This is a genomic window from Streptomyces sp. NPDC048277 (assembly GCF_040652235.1).
Classification (GTDB): Bacteria; Actinomycetota; Actinomycetes; order Streptomycetales; family Streptomycetaceae; genus Streptomyces.
In genome coordinates this window covers 70486-82638 of record NZ_JBEZLQ010000035.1, presented here as the reverse complement: position 1 = coordinate 82638, position 12153 = coordinate 70486, and the positions used below count along the sequence as shown (strand labels likewise).

8 protein-coding genes and 1 pseudogene are annotated in these 12153 nt (G+C 69.7%); 4 read left to right on the top strand and 5 right to left on the bottom strand.

Features of this window, described 5'->3' with window-relative positions; genetic code table 11:
* Positions 1-44 precede the first annotated feature (44 nt).
* From AB0D85_RS46240 to AB0D85_RS46225, 4 genes are all read right to left on the bottom strand, one after another.
* Positions 45-494: a hypothetical protein gene (locus tag AB0D85_RS46240; RefSeq protein ID WP_362335478.1), complete on the bottom strand. Its 450-nt coding sequence runs from the start codon at positions 492-494 to the stop codon at positions 45-47.
* 2 nt (positions 495-496) lie between these two features.
* On the bottom strand, positions 497-2134 hold the full coding sequence (locus AB0D85_RS46235) for a GMC family oxidoreductase (protein WP_362335475.1): 1638 nt from the start codon (positions 2132-2134) through the stop codon (positions 497-499).
* Positions 2135-2548: 414 nt separating this feature from the next.
* Entirely contained in the window at positions 2549-4204 is a 1656-nt protein-coding gene (locus AB0D85_RS46230) for a carboxylesterase family protein (protein WP_362335472.1), read from the bottom strand.
* 493 nt (positions 4205-4697) lie between these two features.
* Positions 4698-5966 carry an IS701 family transposase gene (locus AB0D85_RS46225; protein ID WP_362335548.1) on the bottom strand — a complete coding sequence of 423 codons (1269 nt, stop codon included), beginning with the start codon at positions 5964-5966 and terminating at the stop codon, positions 4698-4700.
* Between the two features lie 296 nt (positions 5967-6262).
* Between AB0D85_RS46225 and AB0D85_RS46220 the strand changes: the two are divergent.
* The 3 genes and pseudogenes from AB0D85_RS46220 to AB0D85_RS46210 form a co-directional block, all read left to right on the top strand.
* Positions 6263-7102 (top strand): annotated as a pseudogene (locus tag AB0D85_RS46220) (radical SAM protein); the annotation flags it as partial.
* Between the two features lie 152 nt (positions 7103-7254).
* The gene (locus tag AB0D85_RS46215) at positions 7255-8823 is read left to right on the top strand and encodes an alpha/beta hydrolase (RefSeq protein WP_362335468.1); all 1569 of its coding nucleotides are present in this window, start codon (positions 7255-7257) and stop codon (positions 8821-8823) included.
* A gap of 56 nt (positions 8824-8879) precedes the next feature.
* Positions 8880-9278, top strand: a complete 399-nt coding sequence (locus AB0D85_RS46210) for a RidA family protein (protein ID WP_362335465.1) — start codon at positions 8880-8882, stop codon at positions 9276-9278.
* A 15-nt stretch (positions 9279-9293) separates the two neighbouring features.
* Here the strand turns inward: AB0D85_RS46210 and AB0D85_RS46205 are convergent, their stop codons facing one another.
* Positions 9294-9869 carry an adenylosuccinate lyase gene (locus tag AB0D85_RS46205; protein WP_362335462.1) on the bottom strand — a complete coding sequence of 192 codons (576 nt, stop codon included), beginning with the start codon at positions 9867-9869 and terminating at the stop codon, positions 9294-9296.
* A gap of 383 nt (positions 9870-10252) precedes the next feature.
* Here AB0D85_RS46205 and AB0D85_RS46200 point away from each other — a divergent pair, with 383 nt between their 5' ends.
* Entirely contained in the window at positions 10253-12058 is a 1806-nt protein-coding gene (locus AB0D85_RS46200; RefSeq protein ID WP_362335459.1) for a 3-hydroxyacyl-CoA dehydrogenase family protein, read from the top strand.
* The last annotated feature ends 95 nt before the right edge of the window (positions 12059-12153 follow it).

Here is a 12153-nt window from a genome sequence, read left to right as displayed (position 1 = left end):
GTGGATCAAGGGGGTGGCTTCGGGCCGCAGGCCGCGACGGGCTATTACTCCGGTGTGGGCACGTACACGGCCCCGCGTGCCAGAACGGGAGCGACCAGTTCGTCGGAGCACACCTCTTCCGGTGTGGCGAGCGCGATCGGACGGCGGGTCTGGCCGGGGTAGCCGAGCGCGGACCGCACCTCGCCCGCCATGTAGTAGGCGGAGTGCAGGGCGAACACCACGTGTTCGAGGTCCTCGCCCGCCCAGCGCTCCAGGTCCGCGAACGTGCACGTCGGTGCGGCCGCCGCCGACTCGCCGACTCTGGTGACGGACGCCTCCAGCCTCGGGTCGGCCTCCAGGACCTTGTCGAGAAGCTCCAGGTGTGCGCCCACCGCACGGCCGGAGGGGAGTTTCCCGGTCCCGGGGAGGAGTACGTCGAGGATCGAGGCGAGGCCGGTGCGGGTCCGGTCGTCGATCAGGGTCTTCCGCTGGGGCTGCTGAATCTGGATGTCCATGGTCACACCGGAACCTTCTGGCTGCTCGCCGTCTCCATCAGGTGCTCGACCGCACGAGCGGCGAAGGCCACGACCGTCGACGTCGGATTGACGGAGGACGAGGTCACGAACACGCTGCCGTCCAGGACGAAGAGGTTGGGGACGTCGTGGGCACGGCCGTACTGGTCGACCACCGAGGTGGCCGGATCGTCACCGCACCGGGCCGTTCCCAGCATGTGCCAGCCGACACCCGGCATCCACGGCACGGCCTTCGTCTCGATCGCTCCGGCGGCCCGGTGCGCCTCGTGCATGCGCTCCACGTTCCACTCCAGATTGCGCACGCTGTCCTCGGAGAGCCGATAGGTGATCTTCGGCGCCGGGATTCCGGAACCGTCGACCATGTCGGGACTGAGGGTCACGCTGTTGCTCTCGTCCGGCAGGTCCTCGATCGAGGCCGCCCATTCGAAGGCCCGGCCGAGGGCGTGCTCGACGAGGGCCTGGCCGGCCGCGCCGGTCCGCTCGGCAAGGGGCAGGTCGGCGTACCTCGCGAGAATCTCCATGGGGCCCGGGATCGCCATCGCGGACCACTTGGCGCCACGGGCGAAACCTCGGCTCAGGTCGGTCTCGGCGAACTGCAGGGAGTACAGGTTGGCGCCGAACGGGCCGAGCCAGCTTTCGAGCTGGTCCGGGTAGACGCCCATGACGCCGACGAACGGGTGCATCATCAGCCGCTTGCCGACCAGGCCCGAGGAGTTCGCGAGGCCGTCCGGGAACCGGTTGGAGGTCGACAACTGCAGCAGGCGCGGGGTGCCGACGCCGTTGGCGCACACGATGACGACCGCCGCGCCGGTGTGGTGCTCCTGCCCTGCGCCGTCGATCCAGGTCGCACCGTTTGCCAGGCCGGCCTTGTCGACGGTCACCTCGCGCACCCGGGCCTCGGTGATCAGGGTCGCGCCCGCGGCGAGCGCCGCAGGCCACATCGCCACGTCGAACGATCCCTTCGCGCCCTCGGGACACCCCGACATGCATGTACCCCAGCGCGCGCACGCACCCCGGTCGCCATGGGTCTTCGTCATGATGGCCTGAGTGGCCGGCCACCAGTGCCAGCCGAGCCTGTTCATGCCCTCGGCGGCCTTCACACCGATCCGGCCGATGGGAACGCCGGGCATCGGAGGCTCGACGGACGGCGGGTACGCCGGGTCACCCGCGCGCCCGGAGACGCCGACCATCTCATCGAGCAGGGTGTAGTAGGGCTCCAGGTCCTCGTACGTCAGCGGCCAGTCGTCGGCGAATCCGTACAGGCTGCGCACCCGGAAGTCGGAAGGAACGAAGCGTGGCCATTCGGCGCCGTAGAAGATGCTGCTGCCGCCGACACCGTTGAAGTTCAAGGGGTGCACGTCGGCCTCGGACACGTCGCAGGGGTAGTCCCAGGCGCCGCGCCGCACATTGGGATCGGCCGACCACGTACTCGCGAGCAGGACGTCCCTCTCCGGCTTGTCGCTCGGATAGTCGATGCGGTTCACCCAGCCGCCCTGCTCCAGGACGGTGACCCGGTAGCCGCTCTCCGCCAGGATGCGCGCCGATGTAGCGCCAGAGGGACCGGCCCCGATGATCAGGACATCCGTAACCGCCCGGTCCGGCGGCTGCCCGACTACTGTCATCTGAAGTCTCCTCGGTGGACCTGTGATCCCCCGCTCTCCCGGCGGGGCCGTTCTGGCTGTGAGCGCGCTCACTTGTCCGGCAGCCTAAGGAGGCCCGTTCCCGAACCAGTACTGTTGATCCGCCAAATCTCATGGGTAATGGCAGTGAGAATTCCAAAGCCGCCCCGATCGAGGTCTCCACACCGCAGGAACAAGCGCTGTCCTGTCGAGGTGCGGGGATGTACAGATCGACTCGGAATATGCCTTTCAGGTGCGTTGAATGTGGTCGCGCCCGTGGGCGAGCGATTCGGCCGTCTAGAGGATGTGCGCCCGTAGTGACGCGAACGACATGGCTCCGGGGCGGGGGCGGAACCGCTGCAGGCACCCGTCTGCAGCGGTTCGCTGTACCGCCTTGGGAGGAGCCGCGCCGGGCCTTCACCACACGGTGGGCAGCCCTTCTATGAGGAGTCGACGCTGTGCGTTCCGGTCACGGACGACGGCAGAGGAGCCCCGGTCGAACACCATGCTCGGACGCGTGTGGCTGTTGTACCGGGGCCAGGCCTGACCCTCGGTCGACGGGTTGCCGTTTCGGGCGAACGCCCCCCAGGCGTGCATCATCTGGTCCGCCAGCACGAACCGCTGTCCGGTGGGGTCGTCCGCGGAGCGTGTGGCGTCGCTGTCCGTGCCGTCCCAGGCCGTGGGGTAGGTGAGATTACCGAAGACGAACGGCAGTTCGCCCGAGTGGACTGCCCATGAGCTGCCGAAGCACGGTGTACGCCAGGCGAATTCATAGAAGTAGACAGGACCGGGCACGGACTCCTTCCGCTCGGCCTGGAGCAGCGCGGAGTGCCACATCCACAGGTCCGTGGTCATCGCCACGAGAAGTTCCAGACGGGTGGCGGATGGCAGGGCGCTCCGGTACCCGGTAAGCAGTTGATCGAACTCCGCGTCCGACAGGGCAGGTGCCATGCCGGACGTGGTGAGCCTCTGCTTGAGCTCCGCATCCGTATCGATCTGGTCCGTCATGCCTGGCAGGAAGACCGCCGTTTCGTGGCTGTTGGTGCCGATCATCATGGGGATGCCTCGACTGCCCGCCGGTGCGCCGCCCTGCCAGGTCTGCTCGGGGATGAAGGAGCCGTCGACGACGGGCTGGAAGGGGAGGCCCGGAAACTCCCCCTCAACGGTCCGCGCGACCTGCTTGAGCTCGTCCGACGACAGCGCCTGCAGTCGCTCCACGGTGAATTCCCCACCTCCCAGGGCGGCGAATGCGGCAGCGGTGACCTTGTTCGCCCGATCCCGCGTCTTGACAGCCAGCTGAGAGCCGCTCTGGACGATCGCCTTGTGGAACAGACCGCGAGCGGCGGGCGTGGCAAGGAGGGCGTTGATCTTTGCGCCGCCGCCCGATTCGCCGAAGACGGTGACATTGCGCGGGTCGCCGTCGAACCCGGCGATGTTCTCGCGGACCCACTTCAGCGCCGCCACCAGATCACGCTGACCGAGGTTGGCATGCTCCGCGAGTTCCGGAACGGCGTCGCCGAGCCACAGGTACCCGAAGACATTGAGGCGGTGGTTGACCGACACCACCACGACGTCTGCGACCTCGGCCAGGTGTGCTCCGTCGTAGACGGGGGCTCCTGCGGATCCGTAACTGAATTCGCCGCCATGGATCCACACCATGACCGGCCTGGCCTCGGCGCTATCCTTGCGCCGGCTGGGCGTCCACACGTTGAGATAGAGGCAGTCCTCGGACTCCCGCTCGGGGTCGACCCAGGCCGGGAAGTCCGGGTTGTTCTGGACACACGGATGCCCCAGCGTGACGGCGTCTCGGACACCTTGCCAGGGCTGCGGGGGCTGGGGAGCACGGAACCGGTTGCGTCCGACGGGCGGCGCCGCGTAGGAAATCCCCTTGAACGAACGGACTGCTGCGGTCTGCTCGCCCCTGAGGCGACCGTATCGCGTGGCCACGACCAACTCTTCCGCGTGCCCGGGAGCAGCCTGGGCGGAGGCAGGAACCATCGACACGAGGCCGGCACACGCGGCGCCGCCCGCAGCGGCCATCAGCCGTCGACGACGGATCTCACCGTTTACCATTGAATACTCCGTTCGTGAGGCCCTGAGGCCGCTGGGATTCGCGCGACCATAATTGGCACTGACGCCCGTTTGTATTGGTAAATCTATGAATTCACCTGACTCAGGCAGTGAAGAGTTCCGTCGTAGGCGGTCGCGGCCGACAGGTGAGCGCTGCTATCTGCCGTGACCTTCAGGGCTTCAGGTTCCGAATCATCGCCGGTCTGGCGCAGGGTGATCCCGTACGTACTGTCATGGCGACGACGCTGGTACTACAGCCGGAGATCTTGAGGATCGGTGATCGGTGAGATCGGCTGGTGGTTGGTCCAGGCTTGTAGGTGGTGCGGGAGAGGGTCTCCGCGGCGGCGGTAGTGGCTGACGAGGGCGCGGGTCTGGTGGAGTCGGCGCCAGAAGTCGCAGGCCAGGATGGTTTCGACGGGATGGTGGGGGTTGAGGTGGGTGGTGGCGAGGCAGTGCCGGATGGCGTGGGCTGAGGGCCGCAGGAGCGGTCCGGGGATCAGCCGGTGGCCTCGCTCTCGGCCGTGGCAGGGGCTTTTCCCGGGGTGTCATCGTTGTCCGGATCGGCTTCGGCTTCGGCTTCGGCTTCGGCTTCGGGGAACGCTGCGCGCTGGACGGCGAGGAAGGCGGTGGCGAGCATGCATGCGGTGACGTGCCGGTGCCAGGGAGTCCATTTGCGGACCTGGTACTGGTCGAAGCCGACGAGCTGCTTGTTGAGCTCGTTGTCCTCCTCGATCTGCCAGCGGCCGCCGGCCCGGGCGATGATCTCGGACACTGTGGTGTCGGCGGGTGCGTGGACGAGGAAGTAGGCGATCTCGCGGTGGAGTTGCCCGTCTTTGCCCCGCCGGTTGGGGTGCAGGGACCTGCGCAGGACCAGCCAGTGCGTGAAGCCCTCGGCCGGTGTCTCGCTCTTGACGTCGACGGCGAACGCGGTCCAGTCGTAGAGCCGTTCGCCTTTGGTGCCGTACCCGCAGGAGCGGCGTTCCCACTGGTCACGGACCTTTGCATAGTGCAGGAGGTCGTCGGCGCGCTTCACGGCCGGCAGGCGGGGCTTGCCCGGCGGGCCGTCCAGCGGCAGGTCGACGGGGACTCCCAGGACGTAGGGCAGGACACGTTCGTGGCAGAAGGCCCGAAGCTGCGGATCACGCCCGTAGCCGGAATCGGCCAGCACCCAGGCGAAGGGGACACCAGCGGCCAGGGCGTCGGCGAGCATGGCGATGGCCAGCTCGGGCTTGGTGGCGAAGCCGGTCTCCCCGGGGACACCGGCCTCACGGCACCGCTTTCGGTCCCGCGTCCACTCCTCGGGCAGGTAGAGGCGGCGGTCGAGGAAAGCGTGCCCGGCCCCGGCGGCATAGGTCAGCATGACCATGGTCTGGCAATTGCGAACGTCCCCGGTCAGCCCGCAGTGCTGGAAGGCCACCCCGACCGACTTGGTGCCCTTCTTCTGGGCCTGGGTGTCGTCGATGACCAGCGACGCCTCCGCGTCGCCGAGGTGTTCCACGACGTAGTCGCGGACCGCATCGCGCAACCGGTCGGCGTCCCACACCGAACCGTTCAACAGCCACTGCATCCGGTCCGCCGTCGCATGCCCGGCCCGCTCGGCCAGCGTCCACCCATTCTTCTTCGGCAGCTCCGCCAGCAGTCCCTCGATGAACTGCGCGAACACCACCCGCGGCTCCGGACGGTTAAACAAGTACCCCAACGAGCCTGTCAGTCTGACCAGTTCGTCACGCCACTCGGCTATCAGCTCAGCCGTCACATCCCGCATCATGCCCGGTCAACGACAGCTCCGGGGCGCGGTCACAAGATCTCCGGCTGTAGTGCAGGTCCGTGAACCGGCTTTCGAGCACGCTCGGCTCCAGAGCCACGCCGACCCTCCCTACCTGCACTGCGGCGCCGCGGAATCCGCTACAGAACAGCTCTCACCCTACCGTCCGACCCCTGCGCACAACACTGACACTTTGATCCGATACGAGCGATTTACGCACCAGCTTCGACGGATCCGCCCGCTCGTTCACTTGGAAACGACCCTGCCTCATGCCTCCCGTGTCGGGCACGAGAAGACACCGCGGGGGAAGCAGTACCTGCGTGTACTGCTTCGCCCGCAAGACCCACAGCTACCTCGACCTCGACACCGGGATCGGCTTCGACAGCCAGATCGTCGTCAAGGTGAACGCGCCCGAACTGCTCCGCCGCCAGCTGGGCTCGCGCCGCTGGCTGGGCGACCACATCGCGATGGGCACCAACGTCGACTGCTATCAGCGCGCCGAGGGGCGCTACGGGCTGATGCCGGGGATCATCTCCGCCCTCACCGAGCACGCGAACCCGTTCTCGATCCTCACCAAGGGCACCCTGATCCTGCGCGATCTCGACCTGCTGCGCCGGGCGGCGGACGTCACGGACATCGGCATCTCGGTCTCGGTCGGCTTCGTCGACCCCGAGCTGTGGCGCACGGTGGAGCCGGGCACCCCGGCCCCCGAGCGGCGCCTCGACGTCGTCCGCGCCCTCACCGGGGCCGGCATCGGCTGCGGAGTCCTGATGGCGCCGGTGATCCCCTTCCTGGGCGACCACCCGGCCCAGCTCCGGGCCACCGTGCGGGCGATCGCGGCCGCCGGGGCCACCTCCGTGACGCCCCTGGTGCTGCATCTGCGGCCGGGCGCCCGCGAGTGGTTCATGAGCTGGCTCGCCGCCCACCACCCGCACCTGGTGCGGCGCTACGAGCGGCTGTACGCGGAGGGCGCCTACGCGCCCAAGTGGTACCAGCGCCGGATCACCCGTCAGGTGCACGAGCTGGCCGAGGAGTACGGCATCGGACCCAACCGGGCGGGCACGCCCCGCCGGATCCCGGTACCGGCGACGGACGAGCCCGAGCTGCCCGAGCCGACCCAGCTGACGCTGCTCTGAGCGCGTTCACGCCGGGGCGCGTTCGAGGGCAACCCACCGACCAATTGGGTCAATAATCATCAGAACATGTTCCTCCGGGCGCCGTTTCCGGGACGATGCGGCGAGGACCGTGACACGTGCGGTCCGCGATCCCTCCGTCCTGGGAGGACCCCATGCGAACACGCGCAGCCGTGCTGTGCGCCGCCGCCGCTGTCGTGGCCGGGTCGGTCACCGCCCTGCCCGCGAGCGCCACCGCCCGAGCCCCCCTCCAGGTGTCCCCGGTGACCTGGAAGAAGTGCGGCACCACCGACTACCCGACACTCCAGTGCGGCTCCGTCAAGGTGCCCCTCGACCACTCCGCACCCGCGGGGAAGCAGATCACCCTCGCCCTCTCCCGCGTCCCCCACACCGCGTCGGCCTCTCAGGGTCCGCTGCTGGTCAACCCCGGCGGCCCCGGCGGCAGCGGGCTGGGCCTCGCGGGCTTCGTGGCGTCCACGCTGCCCAAGAAGGTGGCGGCCCAGTACGACGTCATCGGCTTCGACCCGCGCGGGGTCGGAAAGAGCAGCCCGTCGATCGACTGCGCGCCCGGCTACTTCAAGGCGGTGCGCCCCGACTCCCTCCCCGGCACACCCGCCCTGGAACAGGCGAACACCGAGCGCGTGAAGTCGTTCGCGGCGGCCTGCGGCAAGAAGTACGCGAGCCTGCTGCCGTACCTCGACACGGTCAGCGCCGCGCAGGACCTCGACTCGATCCGCCAGGCCCTCGGGGCCCGCCGGGTCAGCTACTTCGGCTACTCGTACGGCACCTACCTGGGCGCCGTCTACGCCAAGCTGCACCCCGACCGGATCCACCGCCTGGTCCTGGACTCGATCGTGGACCCGACGGGCGTCTGGTACGAGGACAACCTGAGCCAGAACTACGCCTTCAACGACCGCCACCGCGCCCTGATGACGTGGATCGCGAAGTACGACGCCACCTACAGGCTCGGCACCGACCCGGAGAAGGTCGAGGCCAAGTGGTACGCCATGCGGGCCGCGCTGGCGAAGAAGCCGGCGGGCGGCAAGGTCGGCGCCTCCGAACTGGAGGACACCTTCATCCCGGGCGGCTACTACAACGGCTACTGGCCCTACCTGGCCGAGGCGTTCTCCGCCTACGTCAACGGCAAGAAGACGGCCGCGCTGGTCGAGGCGTACCGGAACTTCGCCGCCGTCGACGCCTCGGGCGAGAACGGCTACAGCGTCTACGCGGCCGTCCAGTGCCGGGACTCCTCCTGGCCGCGGGACTGGAACCAGTGGAGCAAGGACAACTGGGCGGCGTACGAGAAGGCGCCGTTCATGGTCTGGAACAACGCCTGGTACAACGCGGTGTGCGCCTACTGGCCGACGAAGACGCTGAAGCCGCCGAACATCGCCAACGGCAAACTCCCGCCGGCCCTCCTCTTCCAGGCCACGGACGACGCGGCCACCCCCTATCAGGGCGGCGTCGCGGCCCACCGGCTGCTGGCCGGCTCCGGCCTGGTCGTCGAACAGGGCGGCGGCAACCACGGCATCACGCTCAGCGGCAACACCTGTCTGGACAAGTACCTCGCCACCTATCTGACCGACGGCACGGTCCCGCACGGCGACGGCACCGCCGACGCGACCTGCCGGAAGTCCCCGGACCCCAAGCCCCTGACGACCAAGACAGCCTCGACATCCTCCCGCGGCTCGACCCTGCACGGGCTGCTGGGATTCCGCGGCTGAGCCGGTCCTGACGTTCCGTCGGGGGCGTTGTCGGACCCGTGGTCCACCATGGACGCATGAGTGATCCGATCCGCATCCCCGCCCCCGACGGTGTCGCCCCCGCCACCCAGTACACACACGTCGTGGCGGCCACCGGCAGGTTCGTCGCCGTCTCCGGGCAGCTGCCCCTGGACGAGAACGGCAGGCCGGTCGGCGAGGGCGACCCGGCCGCACAGGCCCGCCAGGTCTTCGAGAACCTGCGCCGCTGCCTGGCGGCGGCGGGCGCCGGCTTCGACGACGTCGTCAAACTCACCTACTTCGTCACGGACATGGCCTGCATGCCGGCGATCCGGGCAGCCCGTGCCGCCCACATACCCGACGACCGCCTCCCGGCTTCCTCCGCCGTGCAGGTGGCCGCCCTCGTCCGGCCGGAGTTCCTGATGGAGATCGAGGCCTTCGCGGTCGTCGCCGGCTGACCGGCCGACGGGACGTCACCTCGGCCTCGGGATGTGGGCCAGGGCGTGGACCGCCGCCTCGGCGAGGGTGGGGTGGGCCAGGGCCTCGTTCAGGACGCGGCGGGCGCGGGGGTCGGCCAGGGTGCCGAGGCCCTCCACACAGGCGAGGGCGACCCTGCGGTAGGGGTCGTGCGGGCGCAGCCGGCGTTCCAGGGTGGTGATGAGGGCCGGGACGGACTCAGGGGCGCGGAGTTCGACCAGCAGACGGACCGGGTGGAGGGCGTAGGCGACGCGGAGTTCGTTGGTGGCGAGGGCCGCGGCCGCGCGAGCCGTACGCGGGTCCTGGAGGCGGGCCAGGGCGTGCGCGGCGGAGGCGCAGCGGGGTGGGTCGCGGTGGTTGAGCAGCAGGACCAGGGTCTCGAACGCCCGCCGGTCCCCGGCCGTCCCCAGCCGGTACGCCGCCAGTTCCCTGGCCCACAGGGGCTGTCCGGCCGCGGTGAGCACCTCCGCCAGTTCGTCGTGGTCCTCGGTGCCCAGGAGCCGGTCGTAGGCGGCCGTTCCCTGCGACTCCTGGCGCAGACGCTCCGTGAGTGATCGCAACTCTTCGTCCACGAAGCCCAGCGTAGAGGGGTTGCGGGAGGAGAGGGACGTACATCACAAAGTCGGGGGACTGGCGTGCTCGTTACCCGCCGGTTAAGCTCAATCGAGCGAGTCACCCACTCGCACCAACGCTCACACCGGTTTGGTGACGCAGCCGCCGTGAGCACCAAGGTCGGTTCGGTACCTCGGTACCGCAGTACGACTCGGCTCCGGGACAGGGCCGGTCGGAATCCGCCGCTCCCGGGCGTGTGCGTGCCCGAGGCAGCAGCACCGGGCGTGTGCGCTTGAAGCCCGGCAAAGACACCCGCATTCACGCAGCTCTCTCCGCACCCGGTGCGCCCCTCGGCGCACCCGGGCGCGCTTCCAGTCGTCACCCTCATTCCTGGAGTCCCGCGATGGCCACTCCCCTGTCCGACCCTTCCCTGTCCCCGCTCAAGACCGTCGCCGTCGTCGGCCTCGGCACCATGGGCACCGGAATCACCGAGGTCCTCGCCAAGGCCGGCCGCGAGGTGATCGGCATCGACGTCAGCGAGGCCCAGGCCGCCCGGTGCGCCGCCGCCCTGGAGACCTCGACCGCACGGGCCGTGGCGCGCGGCAGGCTCACCGAGCAGGAGCGCGCCGACGTCCTCGCCCGGGTCCGCACCGGCACCGACCTCAGGGCCGCGGCCGACGCCGACCTCGTCATCGAGGTGACCCCGGAGTCGTACGACACCAAGCACCAGGTCCTGCGGGAGCTGGACGGCATCGTCCGCCCGGAGACCATCCTCGCCACCGGCACCAACGCGCTCTCCGTGACCCGTCTGGCCGCCGACTCGGCCCGCCCGGAGCGCGTCCTTGGCCTGCACTTCTTCAACCCGGCCCCGGCGATGAAGCTGGTCGAGGTCGTCTCCTCGGTCCTCACCGCGCCGAGCGCCGTCGCCGCCGTCACCGATCTCGCCCTCGAACTGGGCAAGGAGCCGGTCGCGGTCGGCGACCGCCCCGGGTTCGTCGCGGACGGGCTGCTGTTCGGCTACCTCAACCAGGCCGCCGCGATGTACGAGGCGAAGTACGCCTCCCGCGAGGACATCGACGCGGCCATGCGCCTCGGCTGCGGCCTGCCGATGGGCCCCCTGGCCCTGCTCGACCTGATCGGCGTCGACACCGCGCGTACGGTCCTGGAGGCCATGTACGCCGAGTCCCGCGACCGCCTGCACGCCCCCGCCCCGATCCTCAAGCAGCTCAGCGAGGCGGGCCTGACCGGCCGCAAGTCCGGGCGCGGCTTCTACACCTACGAGGCCCCGGGCAGCGCCACCGTCGTCCGGGACGCGGGGACCCCGCTGGACGGCGCCGCGTCCACCCCGGGCCGTACGGTCCGCTCGGTCGGCGTCGCCGGCTCCGGCACCATGGCCTCGGGCATCGCCGAGGTCTTCGCCAAGGCCGGGTACGAGGTCGTCCTCGCCGCCCGCAGCGAGGAGAAGGCCCAGGCCGCCAAGGCCCGTATCGGCAAGTCCCTGGACCGCTCCGTCGGCAAGGGCCGGATGACCGCCGAGGCGGCCGCCCAGACCCTGGACCTGATCACCCCGGCGGGCTCGTACGACGCCTTCTCCGACGTCGACCTGGCCGTCGAGGCCGTCGCCGAGGACCTGGAGGTCAAGCGGCAGCTGTTCGCGACGCTGGACAAGATCTGCAAGCCGGGCGCGGTCCTGGCCACCACGACCTCCTCGCTGCCGGTGATCGCCTGCGCCCGCGCCACCTCGCGTCCCCAGGACGTGATCGGCATGCACTTCTTCAACCCGGCGCCGGCCATGAAGCTGGTCGAGGTCGTCCGGACCGTGCTCACGGCCGAGGACGTCCACGCCACCGTCCGCGAGGTCTGCGCGAAGATCCGCAAGCACGCGGTCGACTGCGGCGACCGGGCCGGGTTCATCGTGAACGCGCTGCTGTTCCCGTACCTGAACAACGCGATCAAGATGGTCGAGGAGCACTACGCGACGCTGGACGACATCGACGCGGCGATGAAGCTCGGCGGCGGCTACCCGATGGGCCCCTTCGAGCTCCTCGACGTGGTCGGTCTGGACGTCTCGCTCGCGATCGAAAAGGTCCTGCACCGCGAGTTCCGGGACCCGGGTCTCGCGCCCGCGCCCCTGCTGGAGCACCTGGTGGCCGCGGGCTGCCTCGGCCGCAAGACCGGCCGTGGCTTCCGCGAATATGCCCGCCGCTGACGGCGTCGGCGACTGGTTCCGGGACGAGAAGGACTGGGGCGGACTGCTCGACCCCGGCGGCCGTCTCCCGCCCGCCCGGCCCGGTACTCCCCCGC

Bases quoted from the DNA above. Each gene is read 5' to 3' on its own strand.
- AB0D85_RS46240 (WP_362335478.1), bottom strand. From the start codon at position 494: ATGGACATCCAGATTCAGCAGCCCCAGCGGAAGACCCTGATCGACGAC.
- AB0D85_RS46235 (WP_362335475.1), bottom strand. From the start codon at position 2,134: ATGACAGTAGTCGGGCAGCCGCCGGACCGGGCGGTTACGGATGTCCTG.
- AB0D85_RS46230 (WP_362335472.1), bottom strand. From the start codon at position 4,204: ATGGTAAACGGTGAGATCCGTCGTCGACGGCTGATGGCCGCTGCGGGC.
- AB0D85_RS46225 (WP_362335548.1), bottom strand. From the start codon at position 5,966: ATGCGGGATGTGACGGCTGAGCTGATAGCCGAGTGGCGTGACGAACTG.
- AB0D85_RS46215 (WP_362335468.1), top strand. From the start codon at position 7,255: ATGCGAACACGCGCAGCCGTGCTGTGCGCCGCCGCCGCTGTCGTGGCC.
- AB0D85_RS46210 (WP_362335465.1), top strand. From the start codon at position 8,880: ATGAGTGATCCGATCCGCATCCCCGCCCCCGACGGTGTCGCCCCCGCC.
- AB0D85_RS46200 (WP_362335459.1), top strand. From the start codon at position 10,253: ATGGCCACTCCCCTGTCCGACCCTTCCCTGTCCCCGCTCAAGACCGTC.